General features: G+C 66.3%; 13 protein-coding genes. 8 read left to right on the top strand and 5 right to left on the bottom strand.

The window, feature by feature from the left end; translation table 11 throughout:
- Positions 1-31: 31 nt before the first annotated feature.
- Positions 32-358 carry an ATP-dependent Clp protease adapter ClpS gene (clpS, locus tag VFG40_RS09085; RefSeq protein ID WP_324897030.1) on the bottom strand — a complete coding sequence of 109 codons (327 nt, stop codon included), beginning with the start codon at positions 356-358 and terminating at the stop codon, positions 32-34.
- 119 nt (positions 359-477) lie between these two features.
- Here clpS and VFG40_RS09080 point away from each other — a divergent pair, with 119 nt between their 5' ends.
- The 3 genes from VFG40_RS09080 to hflD are packed head-to-tail and all read left to right on the top strand — an operon-like array spanning position 478 to position 2,720.
- On the top strand, positions 478-966 hold the full coding sequence (locus tag VFG40_RS09080) for an NUDIX hydrolase (protein ID WP_324897095.1): 489 nt from the start codon (positions 478-480) through the stop codon (positions 964-966).
- Positions 963-2,075, top strand: a complete 1,113-nt coding sequence (gene mnmA, locus VFG40_RS09075; protein WP_324897029.1) for a tRNA 2-thiouridine(34) synthase MnmA — start codon at positions 963-965, stop codon at positions 2,073-2,075. The genes VFG40_RS09080 and mnmA overlap by 4 nt, the downstream gene beginning before the upstream one ends.
- A gap of 21 nt (positions 2,076-2,096) precedes the next feature.
- Positions 2,097-2,720, top strand: a complete 624-nt coding sequence (gene hflD, locus VFG40_RS09070) for a high frequency lysogenization protein HflD (protein ID WP_324897094.1) — start codon at positions 2,097-2,099, stop codon at positions 2,718-2,720.
- 13 nt (positions 2,721-2,733) lie between these two features.
- Here hflD and VFG40_RS09065 read toward each other — a convergent pair whose 3' ends face one another.
- Positions 2,734-3,651: a LysR family transcriptional regulator gene (locus tag VFG40_RS09065; protein ID WP_324897028.1), complete on the bottom strand. Its 918-nt coding sequence runs from the start codon at positions 3,649-3,651 to the stop codon at positions 2,734-2,736.
- Positions 3,652-3,878: 227 nt separating this feature from the next.
- Between VFG40_RS09065 and acnA the strand changes: the two genes are divergently transcribed.
- Positions 3,879-6,629 (top strand): aconitate hydratase AcnA, encoded by a 2,751-nt coding sequence (gene acnA, locus VFG40_RS09060; RefSeq protein ID WP_324897027.1) that lies wholly within the window; start codon positions 3,879-3,881, stop codon positions 6,627-6,629.
- A gap of 111 nt (positions 6,630-6,740) precedes the next feature.
- Here the strand turns inward: acnA and VFG40_RS09055 are convergent, their stop codons facing one another.
- Entirely contained in the window at positions 6,741-7,184 is a 444-nt protein-coding gene (locus tag VFG40_RS09055) for a nuclear transport factor 2 family protein (protein ID WP_324897026.1), read from the bottom strand.
- A 129-nt stretch (positions 7,185-7,313) separates the two neighbouring features.
- On the opposite strand from VFG40_RS09055, the gene VFG40_RS09050 reads away from it, so the two are divergent.
- Positions 7,314-9,005, top strand: coding sequence for an AMP-binding protein (locus VFG40_RS09050; RefSeq protein ID WP_324897025.1), 1,692 nt, complete (start codon positions 7,314-7,316; stop codon positions 9,003-9,005).
- Between the two features lie 78 nt (positions 9,006-9,083).
- Here the strand turns inward: VFG40_RS09050 and VFG40_RS09045 are convergent, their stop codons facing one another.
- The gene (locus tag VFG40_RS09045) at positions 9,084-9,446 is read right to left on the bottom strand and encodes a PilZ domain-containing protein (protein WP_324897024.1); all 363 of its coding nucleotides are present in this window, start codon (positions 9,444-9,446) and stop codon (positions 9,084-9,086) included.
- 735 nt (positions 9,447-10,181) lie between these two features.
- On the opposite strand from VFG40_RS09045, the gene VFG40_RS09040 reads away from it, so the two are divergent.
- From VFG40_RS09040 to VFG40_RS09030, 3 genes are read left to right on the top strand one after another with little or no spacing between them, the layout of a single operon-like run.
- The gene (locus VFG40_RS09040; RefSeq protein WP_414649278.1) at positions 10,182-11,108 is read left to right on the top strand and encodes a segregation and condensation protein A; all 927 of its coding nucleotides are present in this window, start codon (positions 10,182-10,184) and stop codon (positions 11,106-11,108) included.
- Positions 11,101-12,033: an SMC-Scp complex subunit ScpB gene (gene scpB, locus VFG40_RS09035; protein WP_324897023.1), complete on the top strand. Its 933-nt coding sequence runs from the start codon at positions 11,101-11,103 to the stop codon at positions 12,031-12,033. The genes VFG40_RS09040 and scpB overlap by 8 nt, the downstream gene beginning before the upstream one ends.
- A 12-nt stretch (positions 12,034-12,045) precedes the next feature.
- Positions 12,046-13,485: a pseudouridine synthase gene (locus VFG40_RS09030; protein ID WP_324897022.1), complete on the top strand. Its 1,440-nt coding sequence runs from the start codon at positions 12,046-12,048 to the stop codon at positions 13,483-13,485.
- A 115-nt stretch (positions 13,486-13,600) separates the two neighbouring features.
- On the opposite strand, the gene VFG40_RS09025 is transcribed toward VFG40_RS09030, so the two are convergent.
- Entirely contained in the window at positions 13,601-14,560 is a 960-nt protein-coding gene (locus tag VFG40_RS09025) for a peptidoglycan-binding protein (RefSeq protein ID WP_324897021.1), read from the bottom strand.
- Positions 14,561-14,921: the final 361 nt, after the last annotated feature.

Below are 14,921 nucleotides of genomic sequence, written 5' to 3'. Positions count from 1 at the left end.
CATCGCCGCGATGACACCAAAATGGGGCCGCCTAGAGCTTTTCCATAGTGCACAACAACGGGTGTTGGTGGGCCCGTGAATATTCGTTGACTTGGGTGACCTTGGTCTCGGCCACTTCACGGGTAAAAACGCCGCAGACCCCCCTACCGCGCGTATGCACGTGGAGCATCACCTGCACCGCTTTCTCCTGGTCCATGCTGAAGAAGCCTCGCAACACCTCGACCACGAAGTCCATGGGAGTGAAATCGTCGTTCAGCAGCAGAACTTGAAACAGCGGCGGCCGCGCGACCTCCGGCTTGGAAGTTTCCAGCGCCAGACCATGTCCGCTGCCATGTTCGTGTTCGGGTTGATTGGCCATAGATAACGTGTGCTTGCCTGTGGATACGGATTGTACGCCGCGACGGATGCCGCTTTGGCGACCCGACAGGAGGTGATGGCACAATGGCCGCTTTTCCAGTGCCCGAGGGCTTTGTGCCGATGCCTGCCGTATCTTCGCCGACCGCCGTGTGGCGCCCGCATGTGACGGTGGCCTGCGTGGTTGCGGACGGTGACCGCTATCTCATGGTGGAAGAAGAAGTCGGTGGCCGGATCGCCTACAACCAGCCAGCCGGCCACCTCGACGACAACGAGAGCCTGGTCGATGCTGCCGTCCGCGAGACGCTGGAGGAAACGGGCTGGACCGTCTCGCTGGAGCATCTGGTCGGCGTGCACCAGTGGCGCAGCACCGAACACGGCGACGGGGTGATCCGCTTCAGCTTTGCCGCCCGGGCGCTCAGCCACGACCCCCAGCGCCCGCTCGACACCGGCATCCGGCGCGCGTTGTGGCTCACGCGTGGTGAGATCGAAGCGCTCGGCGACCGGCTGCGCAGCCCGCTGGTGCTGCTGAGCATCGACGCCTGGCTGGCCGGCAGACGGCTCCCGCTCGATACCATCGCCAGCCTGATCCACGCAGACGCGCCCGCGTGAAAGTGATGCTGGGCATGTCCGGCGGCGTCGATTCGTCGGTGGCCGCGGTGGTGCTCCAGCAGATGGGGCATGCCGTCGAAGGGTTGTTCATGCAGAACTGGGAGGAAGACGACCGCTCAGGGCCGTGCACCGCCGACGTCGACCGCAAGGACGCCGTGGCCGTGTGCGGCCGGCTCGGCATTCCCTTCCACGCTCGCAACTTCGCTGCCGCTTACTGGGACGGCGTGTTCGAGCACTTCCTTGCCGAATACCGGGCCGGTCGCACGCCGAACCCCGACGTGCTGTGCAATCGCGAAATCAAGTTCAAGACCTTCCTGGACGAGGCGCGGGCGCTCGGTGCCGAGAAGATCGCCACCGGCCACTACGCCCGAGTCGAGGAGCGCGACGGTCGCTTCCGCCTGCTGCGCGGGGTCGACACTGCCAAAGACCAGACCTACTTCCTTCACGCACTTGGTCAGGCCCAGCTCGCTGCCACGGTGTTCCCGATCGGCCACCTGCCGAAGGACACCGTACGGGCCATGGCGCTTGCAGCCCAGCTGCCCACGCACGCCAAGAAGGACTCCACCGGCATATGTTTCATCGGTGAGCGCGATTTCCGCAGCTTCCTGGCGCAGTACATCCCCGCGCGGCCGGGCCGGATGGTGACGCCACAGGGTCGGGAGATCGGCGAGCACCAGGGCGTCATGTACTACACCCTTGGTCAGCGCCAGGGCCTGGGCATCGGCGGGCGCCATGGCGCCGGTGGAGACGCCTGGTATGTGGTGGGCAAGGACGTGACCGCCAACGTGCTGTATGTCTGCCAGGGCGGCGAAAACCGGTGGCTGCAGTCGACCCGGCTCCACGCCGATGCCGCCAGCTGGGTCAACGGATCACCGCCGGCAGCAAGCTTCCGCTGCACGGCGAAGACCCGCTATCGCCAGCACGATCAGGGATGCGAAGTGCAGGTGGTGTCGGATCAATTGCATGTCCGTTTCGACGAGCCGCAGCGGGCGGTGACGCCGGGGCAGTCGATCGTGTTCTATGACGGCGAGGTGTGCCTGGGCGGCGCGGTCATCGCCGCCACCGATGCGCCGTTCGGCGGCCTTCCTTCCTCATTTCCGGAGTCCTGATTCGTGCCCAGCCGTTTTGCCATGACCGAAGAGCGCGTCCTTGGACTCGCCGGCCTGTTCCAGGCCACGGCGCTTGCCCAGCAGCTGGCCAACACCGGCCGCTGTGACGAGGCCGCGTTCGAGGCCAGCCTGGACAGCGTGTTCCGCATCGATGCACCGTCGGTGGTGGAAGTGTATGGCCGCACCTCGCTGCTGCGCCTGGGCCTGCGCACGATGATCGCGCAGTTGGAAGACACCGGCAGCGACATGGCGATAACGCGCATGTCGATCACGGTGATGCGACTGGAGCGCGCGCTGGCCCGACAGGGCGCGCTGATCGAGGAGCTTCAGCAGGGAATCGTGGCCGCCCAGCGCCAGGTGGAGCATTTCGGCAGGCATTCGCCGCAGGTCGTGACCCGCCTGGCAAGCCTCTACGTGTCGACCCTGTCGACGCTCAAGCCGCGAGTCATGGTGACCGGCAACCCGCAGATGCTGCAGCAGGAGCCGGTGGTGGAACGGGTACGCAGCTGCCTGCTCGCGGCAGTCCGTTCGGCCGTCCTGTGGCATCAGGTGGGCGGTCGACAGTGGCAACTGCTGGTGTACCGGCGGCAGTGTTCGATGCTCGCACGTGGGCTGCTGACGGGTTCCACGCTGGAAAACGGCTGAGCGGCCACGGCGATCAGTCGAGCAGGCGCAGCCCCGGCCGCTTGCGCGCAATCTGCCGCAGCAGATCCATCAGGGCCTTCAGGTCCTCAAGCCACGGTGTGGCCTCGCGCCAGTACAGGCCGATCTCCCTGCCCGGCGCCGGGCCCCGGACCCTGGCCAGTGTCACCCCGGGTATCGAAGCGAGCCGGTCATGGGCGAGCCCGGGCACGAGGGCATGTCCACCGCGCAGTTCGACCAGCGCGGCGAGGCTCTCCAGGCTCACATCCTGGATCTGCCCGTTCACCGGCTCGCCTTCCGGGTGGTACTCCGCCATCACGGTCGCTTCTTCCGGCACCAGCTGGCTCAGTGCCACGGTCGGCTTGCCCGCCAGCGGATGATCCTCCCGCAGCATCACTTCCCACGGCTCGAAGAGCAGTGCCCGTCCGGCAATGCCACTGGCCAGGGCCGCCGGCGGCGGCACCAGCACCGCATCCAGCTCACCCTCGTGCAGGCGCCTGAGCAACCCCTTCGGCTTGCCTTCGGACAAGCTCAGGCGGGCACCGGCAAAGTGCTGGCGAAAAGGCGCGATGACGTGCGGCAACAGGTAAGGTCCCAAGGACGCAGGCACGCCCAGGCGCAGTTCGCCGCCAAACGCCACGCTGCCCGCCCGCGCCACCTGTTGCAGGTGCTCGGCCGCCGCGAGCACCGCGCCGATCTGTTCAAGCAGGCGCGCGCCCCCCGCGGTCGGCACGATCCGTCGTCCGCCCCGCTCGAACACCGGGGCACCCAGCGCCTGCTCCACCTTCTGCACCTGGTGCGAGAGCCCGGACGGGCTGATGTGCATGGCGCGCGCGGCACTATTGAAGCTGCCGTGGCGGTGCACCGCCTGGACCAGCGCGAGATCACGCAGCGAGACGGCCGCCAGGGTGGTCGAAATCATCGAATGCTGCATGTCGTGAAATGCGTTTGTCCGGCCACGGGGCCTCCATCATCCTATGTGAAGCGCCCCCGCTGCGATCGTCCCGAACCGGCCAGCCCGCCCGCTGACCTGCCCGGGCGCCTTCGCGGGCTCGGCGGGTTTGCGCGATAATCCACGGTCTTCATGAGCCCGCGCCATGCGCGCCCCGCTCAATCGGTCGATGCCCCATCCCAGCCGCAGGTTCCAGCCAGGAGTTCCCCATGAAAGATTCATTCTCGGTACGTGACACGCTCGAAGCCAATGGCAAGTCCTATCAGTTTGCCAGCCTGGCCAAGCTGGGCCAGCAGTTCGACCTCAAGCGCCTGCCGTACTCGCTGAAGATCCTGCTGGAGAACCTGCTGCGCCACGAGGATGGCGTCAACGTCACGGCCAGGGAGATCGAAGCGATTGCGCGGTGGGACGCCAAGGCCGAGCCGGACACCGAGATCGCGTTCATGCCCGCGCGCGTGGTGCTGCAGGATTTCACCGGCGTGCCCTGTGTTGTCGACCTGGCCGCCATGCGCGACGCCGTGGTGAAGCTCGGCGGCGATGCCACCCAGATCAATCCGCTGGCTCCAGCCGAGCTGGTCATCGACCACTCGGTGCAGGTCGATGCCTACGGCTCCGAGTCGGCACTGGAAAAGAATGTCGAGATCGAGTTCGAGCGCAACCAGGAGCGCTACAGCTTCCTGCGCTGGGGCCAGAAGGCCTTCAACAACTTCAAGGTGGTGCCGCCGCGCACCGGCATCGTGCATCAGGTGAACCTGGAGCATCTGGCCCGTGTGGTATTCACCAACGACGCCAACGGCGAGAACTGGGCCTACCCGGACACCGTGTTCGGCACCGACTCGCACACCACCATGATCAACGGCATCGGCGTGCTGGGCTGGGGCGTGGGCGGCATCGAGGCCGAGGCGGCGATGCTGGGCCAGCCCTCCTCCATGCTGATTCCGCAGGTGGTGGGCTTCAAGCTCACCGGCAAGCTCAACGAGGGCGTCACCGCCACGGACCTGGTGCTCACCGTAACCCAGATGCTGCGCAAGCTCGGCGTGGTCGGCAAGTTCGTCGAGTTCTTCGGTTCGGGGCTCAAGCACCTGCCGCTGGCCGATCGCGCCACCATCGCCAACATGGCGCCGGAATACGGCGCCACCTGCGGCATCTTCCCGATCGACAAGGAAGCGCTGAACTACCTGCACCTGTCCGGCCGCAGCGAAGAGCAGATCGCCCTGGTCGAGGCGTATGCCAAGGCGCAGGGCATGTGGCACGACGAGAACGCAGTCGAGCCGACCTTCACCACCACGCTGGAGCTTGATCTCGCCGACGTGCGCCCGTCGCTGGCCGGCCCGAAGCGCCCGCAGGATCGCGTGCTGCTGGAGAGCGTCAAGCAGAGCTACCTGGACGCCGTGACCACCCTGACCGCCAACCGCAAGCCGGTCAACGACCAGGCCTCGGACTTCGCCAGCGAAGGCGGTGCCACCGCGGTGGGCAACCCGGCCAACGAAATCACCAACGGCGGCGTGCGGGTGGAGAAGGACGGCGAGAAGTTCAGCCTGCATGACGGCTCGGTGGTGATCGCGGCCATCACTTCGTGCACCAACACTTCCAACCCGGCGGTGATGCTGGGCGCCGGCCTGGTGGCCAAGAAAGCCGCTGCGAAGGGGCTCAAGGCCAAGCCGTGGGTTAAGACCTCGATCGGCCCGGGCTCGCTGGTGGTCACGGACTACCTCAAGAAGACCGGCCTGCTGGAGGAGCTGGAGAAGATCGGCTTCTACATCGTCGGCTACGGCTGCACCACCTGCATCGGCAACTCCGGGCCGCTGCCGACCGAAATCAGCAAGGGCATCGCCGAGGGCGACCTGGCGGTGGCTTCAGTGCTCTCTGGCAACCGCAACTTCGAAGGGCGCGTGCATCCGGAAGTGAAGATGAACTACCTGGCCTCGCCGCCGCTGGTGGTCGCCTACGCGCTGGCCGGCACCCTGCATATCGACCTGACCAAGGATGCGATCGGCACGGGCAGCGACGGCCAGCCGGTGTATCTGAAGGACATCTGGCCGACCAACCAGGAAATCTCCGACGCCATCGCCGGCTCGATCAACCCGGAGATGTTCAACAAGAACTATGCCGATGTGTTCAAGGGCGACAGCCGCTGGAACCAGATCGCCTCGCCCGATGGCGCGCTATTCGACTGGAACGACTCCACCTACATCAAGAACCCGCCTTACTTCGACGGCATGAGCAAGGAGCCCGGTTCGGTGGAGGACATCCACGGCGCGCGGGCGCTGGGCCTGTTCGGCGACTCCATCACCACCGACCACATTTCGCCGGCCGGCTCGATCAAGAAGGACAGCCCGGCGGGCCGTTTCCTGATCTCCAAGGGAGTGGAGCCGAAGGACTTCAACTCCTACGGCTCGCGCCGCGGCAACGACGACGTGATGGTGCGAGGCACCTTCGCCAACATCCGCATCAAGAACCTGATGCTGGACGGCGTCGAGGGCGGCTACACCTTGCACGTGCCCTCCGGTGAGCAGATGGCGATTTACGACGCGGCGATGAAGTACAAGGCCGAGAACACGCCGCTGGTGGTGCTGGCCGGCAAGGAGTACGGCACCGGCTCGTCGCGCGACTGGGCTGCCAAGGGCACGCTGCTGCTGGGCGTGAAGGCGGTGATCGCCGAGAGCTTCGAGCGCATCCATCGCTCCAACCTGGTGGGCATGGGCGTGCTGCCATGCAACTTCAAGGCCGGCGAGAACGCCCAGACGCTGGGCCTCACGGGCAAGGAAACCTTCGACATCACCGGGCTGGAAGATGGCCATTCAAAGCAGGCGAAGGTGACCGCCACCGCGCCGGATGGCAGCAAGAAGGAGTTCACGGTGCATGTGATGCTGCTCACGCCGAAGGAGCGCGAGTTCTTCCGTCACGGCGGCATCCTGCAGTACGTACTGCGCCAGCTGGCGAACAGGAAGGCGGCCTGACCCACGCGGCGACCGTCTTGCTCCGGTCGCCGCGCGCGAAGTCCGTGATGAAAGAAGCGCCGCCTTCGGGCGGCGTTTTTCGTGGGCGCAGTTTTCATGGGCGCAGGTGCATCAGAGCGGGCGTTTCCAGCTGGCGGCATAGCAGATCCAGTCGCCGCCCTCGCGGCGCCATGCGCTCTCCACTTCGTACACGCCCATGTCCGAAGGCAGCAGCCGACCGCCGCTGGTCAGCGTGACGGTGAAGCGCGCGACATAGCGGGCGCCGCGCGGCTCGACCGTCACCGGCCCCATCAGCACGTGGATCGACTCGTCGCGTAGCCGTGCCACACGCAACAGGTTCACCAGCTGCCGGCGATCCACGTCGCCCTCGTTGCCGGAGAAATCATCGGCCAGATACGCGCTGAAATCCGCGGCGTCGACCTGCTCCGCCGCTGATTGTGCCGAGTTCACCGCCTGCCTCACGGCCACCTCGTCGGGCGTCCTGCGGCACCCGCCGACGAGGCACAGAAGCACGCAGGCAAGCGAGATCCACCATGGGTTGCGGGACTTCTTCATGACGCTCCGATCTCGCTGCGGCGCGGCTTGCCGCTATACGCGAGCGTATGCTCCAATGCCGCGGCGTGTCGACGGCCGGGGCACACAGGGGTCGCGGCGATCATCCCTAGGTCAGGAGCGAAGGATCACATGAGCAACGAGCGTCCGTGGCTGGACAACTATCCGGATGGTGTCCCCGCACAGATCGACATGAGCGCCTATGCCTCGGTCGTTGCGGTACTGGAAGAGGCCTTCGAACGCTTCAAGGATCGTCCCGCCTTCGCCAGCTTCGGCAAGAAGCTCAGCTACGGCCAGATCGATGCGCTCAGTGCGCACTTCGCGGCCTACCTCACCGGCGAGTTGAAGCTGGTCAAGGGCGACCGCATCGCGATCATGATGCCCAATGTGCTGCAGTATCCGATCGCGCTGTTCGGGGCGCTGCGCGCCGGCCTCGTGGTGGTCAACACTAATCCGCTGTACACGCCGCGCGAGCTCAAGCATCAGCTGGACGATTCCGGCGCAAAAGCCATCGTGGTGCTAGACAACTTCGCCGCCACCGTTGAGCACGTGGTGGGGGAAACCCACGTGCAGCACGTCATCACCACCGGAGTCGGTGATCAGCTGGGCGGGCTCAAGGGCATGATCGTCAATACGGTCGCCAGGCACGTCAAGAAGATGGTGCCGGCGTTCCACCTGCCGCAGGCCATTCGCTTTTCCGACGCGCTGTCGCGCGGCAGTCACCACACGATGCCGAAGGTGACGCTCGATCACGGCGATCTCGCCTTCCTGCAATACACCGGTGGGACCACCGGCGTCGCCAAGGGCGCGATGCTCAGCCACGGCAACATGATCGCCAACATGCTGCAGGCCGGCGTATGGATCGGCCGGAACACGCGGGTTGGCGAAGAGGTGATCATCACCGCGCTGCCGCTGTATCACATCTTTTCCCTGACCGCGAACTGCCTGGTCTTCACCCGCCTCGGCGGCTTGAGCTGGCTGATCACGAATCCGCGCGACATGCCGGGGTTCGTGAAGGAGCTGGCGAAGTCGGGCTTCACCGCAATCACTGGAGTCAATACGCTCTTCAACGGCCTGCTCAACACGCCCGGCTTCGAACAACTTGATTTCTCACGGCTTCGGCTGAGCCTTGGCGGTGGCATGGCGGTGCAGCGCGCCGTTGCGGATCGCTGGAAAAAGGTCACCGGCTGCACCCTCGCGGAGGCCTACGGCCTGACCGAAACCGCGCCAGCCGTGTGCATCAACCCGCTGGACCTGAAGGAATACAACGGCTCCATCGGCCTGCCGATTCCCTCCACCGACGTCGCCATCTGGTCGGAGGAAAACCAGCCGCTGCCGATCGGCGAGGTGGGTGAGCTGATGGTGCGTGGGCCGCAGGTGATGCAGGGCTACTGGAACCGCTCCGACGAGACCGCCAAGGTGCTCGGCAGTGATGGCTGGCTGCATACCGGCGACATTGCGCGGATGGATGCCAACGGATACGTGTATATCGTCGATCGCAAGAAGGACATGATCCTGGTCTCGGGCTTCAACGTGTATCCGAACGAGGTCGAGGACATCGTGATGCAGCACCCGGGCGTGTCGGAAGTGGCTGCAGTCGGCGTTGCCGACGAGCATTCGGGCGAAGTGGTGAAGATCTTCGTCGTGCGGAAAGATCCCGCGCTGGGCGAGGACGAGCTGCGGGAGTTCTGCCGCGAGAACCTCACCGGCTACAAGCGTCCCAAGCTGATCGAGTTCCGCAACGAGTTGCCCAAGACCAACGTCGGCAAGATCCTGCGTCGCGAGCTGCGCGATGAAACCCGCGTCGCCGCGACCACCCACTGACCGCAACGGCAAGGCCGTACAAGCAAACGCCCGCGAAAGCGGGCGTTTGGCTTTTCAGCAGCGGCGTGGATCGAAAGCTCAGTTGCGCCAGTGCTCGAGAATGTCGGCGTAGCCACCGAGCAGGTTCCACAGCGGCACCTGCTTGTCTTCCGGGATACGCGAATAGGCGTAACCCAGGTGGTGATCGGAAATCCGGGCCACCGTCGCCTCGAGGTGGATGTGCAGATCGTTGCCGAAAATCATGTCCAGCACCCACGGTTCCCCCAGCTCGCCCTTCCAGCCGAGCGGACGGCGCACGAGCAGCCCGGTCGCGGAGATGTCGACCAGTTCGGTCGGGTGGGACTGGTCCACGCGACTCATCAGTACCGTGGTCTCGATGCGCATGCGGGCCGGGCGCAGATGCTCGTGCTCCACTCGCGTCGCATTTTTCTCTATCGCCATCATGTTCCCTCGCTTGCCGGGTTCCCGGGAGTGCCCATCGGCGCCGGCCAATCCCTGCTGGAACGTGCCGTCGAGTATCTCATCCCCTGCCTCGACATCGCAGCACGATTGGCCATCGCATCGGCAGACAGACTCGTCCACAACGTAAGCGAAGCAAGCGCTGTGCCAGTGCGCGATTACCGCATCGGCTACAGCCAGGCGCGCCGCATCTTCGTAGCGCTCTCGTCAGCCTGCCCCATCACGCCTGCGATGGACCCTCTGCGGCAGTTATCGTCACATCCTCGTCGTGCTTGGTGGCTGGACTTGCCCCGCGCCAGCGGCTACGCTGTGGGCCATTCATGGGGTTAAGACGTGGCGCCATCCTGCCGGCGAGGCAGTGGAGAGCGTCCCGACGACCACATCCGATGCTCTCAGCCGACCGACTGAAACGCCCCTAGCGTCCCGAACGCCTGGCGGCAAGCGCGCCTCGACCGTGGCTCATCTCCCGGACCGGACGCCCAGCGGTTGCCAACGACCGGATGGATGCAGGCCAGGCAACGGCCGATCCGACGCTCTCGCAAACAAGGCGCACGACACGCCGCGGCCGAGCATCAGCAACAGGTGTTTTCTTGGTGGCGCGGCCCGCCCGGCGCGTACACAAGCCCCGCATCCTTCGGCGCAAGCCGGACGGACGGGCCCGATTTCGATCGTGTGCAACCCTGCCGGATACAGGCAGTGGCCCAACGACTTGCCTTGATGAGCACTGAGCCAACCGAGCCTCAGACCCAATCCACCGCGCCGGACATCTTCGCGTCGATGCCGCAGCAGCAGGAAATGCCGCTGGCCATCGTGCGGGGCGAGCCGATGCTGCAGATGCCACAGGATCTGTACATCCCGCCGGACGCGCTGGAGGTGATCCTCGAGGCCTTCGAGGGGCCGCTGGATCTTCTGCTGTACCTGATTCGCCGGCAGAACCTGGACATCCTCGATATCCCGGTGGCCGAGATAACCCGCCAGTACATGACGTACATCGAGCTGATGCGCGACGTGATGCGGCTGGAGCTGGCGGCGGAATACCTGCTGATGGCGGCCATCCTGGCCGAGATCAAATCGCGGCTGTTGCTGCCGCGGCCACCAAGCGAGGACGGCTTGGAGGAAGACCCGCGCGCCGAACTGGTCCGTCGGCTGCAGGAGTACGAGCGGTTCAAGAAGGCCGCCGAGGACATCGAGGCCCTGCCCCGCGTCGAGCGAGACACGGTGCCGGTGCAGGTCGATACCGGCGAGCGCAACGTGATCCGGTTGCCGCCGCCGCTGGATCTGAAGGAAATGCTGCTGGCGCTCAAGGACGTGATGCATCGTGCCGAGCTGTTCGGGCACCACGCAATCAAACGCGAAGCCCTGAGCGTGCGCCAGCGCATGGGCGAGCTGCTGGGCCGGCTCGAAGGGCCGAACTTCCAGCGCTTCGAGTCGCTGTTCGACCCCGCGGAGGGGCGTCTGGGTGTGGTGGTCACGTTCCTTGCGATGCTGGAACTGGCCAAGGAAATGCTGGTGGAGATCGTGCAGGAAGCGCCGCTGGCGCCGATTTATGTGAAGGCCAGGGCGACGCTCGCCGGCGAACAGGCCTCACGGGAAGACGACCAAGCTGGTGACGAAACCGCTGGAGAAACTTCGGCTTATGAGTGACGTGGAACAGAACGACGCCGCCCTGGAAACCGCCGCTCCGGCCCGCGCGCCGCTTCAACCGGCGCAGCTCAAACCCATCATCGAGGCTGCCCTGCTCGCATCGAGTCATCCCATGACGGTGCAGCAACTGGCCGAGTTGTTCGGCGAAGAGGACGAAGTGGCGCGCGAGCAGATTGCGCGTGCGCTGGAATCGCTGGCGGAGGACTGCGCCGGGCGCGGCGTGGAATTGAAGGAAGTCGCGTCCGGTTTCCGCTATCAGGTGCGGCAGGACGTCCATCCATGGCTGTCGCGGCTGTGGACCGAGCGGCCCAGCCGCTACTCGCGTGCGCTGCTGGAAACGTTGGCGCTGATTGCCTACCGCCAGCCGATTACCCGGCCGGAGATCGAGCAGATCCGTGGCGTGGTGGTGTCTTCCAACATCATCAAGACGATGGAGGAGCGCGACTGGATCCGCGTCGTCGGCCATCGCGACGTGCCGGGACGGCCGGCCCTGTTCGGCACCACCCGGGCGTTTCTGGACTATTTCAACCTGAAGTCGCTGGACGAGCTGCCGCCGCTGTCGGAGATCCGCGACATGGAAGACCCGCAATTGCGCTTCGAAGCCGATCCGCTACCGGCTCGGATCGTGCGGGATCTGCCGATCGACCCGGAGGCGGAAGCGGGCGAGCCCTCCGAAGCCGCGGCCACCGACGCGCACGAGACAATGGGCAGCGCCACCACCGGCAGTACCGAACACGCAGCAGAGGCCAGCGACACGGCCTCCGGTCAGTCGAGCGACGACAGCGAAGCCATCCCGGCTGGCGACGCCGAAACAACTTCATCCGGACCCGCAGCGCCCATGGCGCCGGAAGCCGGCATCCATACTGCCGATGAGGCAGCGAACCCCGCGGCCGCCGACGACGGCGCCGACGAGAAGCATTCCTAAGGAGTCACGCGCATGACTGCGCCGCAAAAATCCGTACTTACCCTCAAACGCTCGGCACGCGCCGAGAACGAACCGCAGATCGAGGAGCGCCTGCACAAGGTGCTGGCGAACGCCGGCCTCGGTTCGCGCCGCATGCTGGAGCAGCGCATCCAGGCCGGTGAAGTCGAGCTCAACGGTGCGCCCGCCACGATCGGCGCCAGCGTCCACGCCGGCGACCGCGTGGTGCTGGACGGCAAACAGTTCGTGGTTGCCACCGACAACCGTGACGAGACCGAAGTGCTCGTCTATCACAAGCCCGAAGGCGTGATGAGCACCCGTGACGACCCCGAGGGTCGGCCCACCGTTTTCGAGCAGTTGCCGCGCCTGAAAGGCGCACGTTGGGTGGCGGTAGGCCGGCTCGACATCAACACCACGGGTCTGCTGCTGCTCACCACTGATGGCGAGCTGGCCAACGCGTTGATGCATCCCAAGAGCGCGCTGGAGCGCGAGTACCTGTGCCGCGTGCACGGCGAGGTTCCCGACGAGATGATCGAGAAGCTCAAGGCCGGCGTGGAGCTGGAGGACGGTCCGGCGCGCTTCGACGAGATCGCCGTGATCAGCCGCGGCGGCAGCCACAGCTGGTTCCGCGTGGTCATCCGCGAAGGCCGCAATCGCGAGGTGCGCCGCCTGTGGGATTCGCAGGGTTTTCTGGTCAGCCGGCTCAAGCGCATCCGTTACGGCACCGTGCAGCTGCCGCGCGCGCTGCGCCGCGGTGATTGCGAGGCGCTCGGCGAGGAGGCCGTGAAGGAGCTGCGCAAGGTGACCGGCCTGGGCTCGCCCCAGCCCGTACTCACGCTCAGCCCGGTGCTGCACCAGCGTCGAGCCAACCGCAACGTCACCGAATACCGCCCGGAGCGTGGCAGTGCCACCGCCTGGAGCAGCGGCGCGGCTGACGAGGCGCGCGAACTGCGCGCGTTCGACCGCATCCGCGACGAGCCGACCCGCGGCAAGCCGCGGCGCGCGCCGGGCCGCGAGGTCAACGGCAATGTCGCAAGGCCGGAGCGCGGCAACGCTGCGCCGCGCAAGGGCCGCGGCGGGAAGCGCGTCGCACCGGGCCAGGAGCTGCCTTCCGTGCGCACCTGGTTCGCCGGCGAGACGCGCGATGGCTACAGCGGCGGGCCGAGCAGCAACCCCGGCAAACCCGGTGGCGCTGGCAAGCGCCGCCCCGGTGGCGGCAAGCCTGGCGCTCCCCGCGCCGGCGGCAACAGTCCTTACAGCGGTTTCGCCGGCGGTCGCGGCGGTGAGGCACGCGCTCCGGCCAGCGGCGGCGCCGCGCGCAGCGGCAACCGTGCCGGCAAGCCGCAGGGCGCCCGCCCGGCCGGCGGACGCGGTGGCAACCGCTCGCCCGGCTCGGGCAGCGGCGGTCGCCCGCCCGGCGGCGGGCGCGGTGGCAACCGGGGCGGCAATCGCTGATCCACGCCATCGCCGTCACCCGGGGTGACGAAAAAAAGCCGGCGCTCTCCACCCATGGGTGAAGGACGCCGGCTTTTTTGTTCGAGGCTTGCAGCGCGCTAGCGCACGGCCATCGTCACTGCCGCAGGGCTTCCATGGTTGCCGAGTCCAGCTGGCCGGTAACACCCAGGCCACGGATGCGCTGGAACTTGCTGATCGCCGACGATGTGCCAGGGCCGGGCAAGCCATCTACCTTGCTGCTGTAAAGTCCCAGCGACGCCAGCTTGCGCTGCGCGTCGCGCAACGAGTAGCCCTCGACCGAGGGTGCGCTGCCATCACCATCCACCTTCAGACCGCCCCCGGTGCCGAGCCCGCCGGCGACCCGCTGCGGCGCATATTCGCGTACCGCCTTGACCATCTGGTTGTAGGAATCGAGGAATGCCGAGGCGATGACCTTTCCCTGAGGCGTCTTTGCATAGGCACCCGCCGCACCCACGGCACCACCACCACCAAAGATGCCGCCAAAGCCGAAGTCCGTGTTCTTTGCACTGCCCTGGGCGATCGCCACCTGTACGCCCGAGCGGGTGTCGGTGAGCATCAAGGTGGTAGAGGCCTCGCTGGTCTTCATCGAACCGGCCACGGCGCCGATCAGCGCGCCGTAGGGCAAGAGGCCAGCCAGACCGGCCGCGCCACCGCCGGTGTTCTGGGAGAACTGGATGTTCGGCGTCGCCACGTAATCGGCGGCCACCATCTGGTGCGGACGCAGATTGCTGCTGCTACGCAGCTCGCCTGACGCCGCGAGGTCGCGCTCGCGCATCATCGACGTCATGCCGCGGCCGCGGTCGACCACCACGAAGCAATTGCTCTGCTGGATCATCATGCGGATGAGCGGCGTGGTGGCTGGGAGGTGGTATTGCTGGGTCAGCACCGCGTACCACGGCTCGCCTTCATCCTCCTCCACCGCCAGCGTACCCAGCGGCTTGGCGCAGTGCTCGAGAGTCGGATTGGCGTTGGTGGCGTTCGCCCCTCCGGCCGAGCCGCTTACCGGATTCTTGCCGCCCCCGGTCTGCATGGTGGAACAACCGGTCAGGCTCATGGTGGCGGCGATGGCCGCTGCGAGCAGGCCGTGCTTAAGAGAGTCAATTCTCATGGTTACTCCGTGGTGATTGCACAAGTGGAACAGTTGCGGCCAGGGCCGCCGGGGTTGAAGCGGGACAAGGCAGTCCCGTGCCTTCCGTGGGAAAGCCGCAGAAAAGTTCGCCGGTGTCAGGTGCCGCGTGCGCTGCTCAGGCGGGGCGCCGCGAGTGGAGCGCTAGGGGCGCACCGCCGAGGGGCGGCCGAGAAGTGGTGTTGGTGATTTCGATTCCCTGCCGGCCATTGCTGCCGGCGTCGGCGCGTGCATTTCGGCGCGCGCTCCCGCATCCATGCGTGACATCGGTTTCTTCCCCTGAAGACGC

The sequence above is a fragment of the Dyella sp. genome (assembly GCF_035685805.1).
GTDB lineage: Bacteria > Pseudomonadota > Gammaproteobacteria > Xanthomonadales > Rhodanobacteraceae > Dyella_A.
The sequence above is the reverse complement of the archived record's forward strand: the minus strand, read 5'-3'. Positions and strand labels throughout refer to the sequence as shown.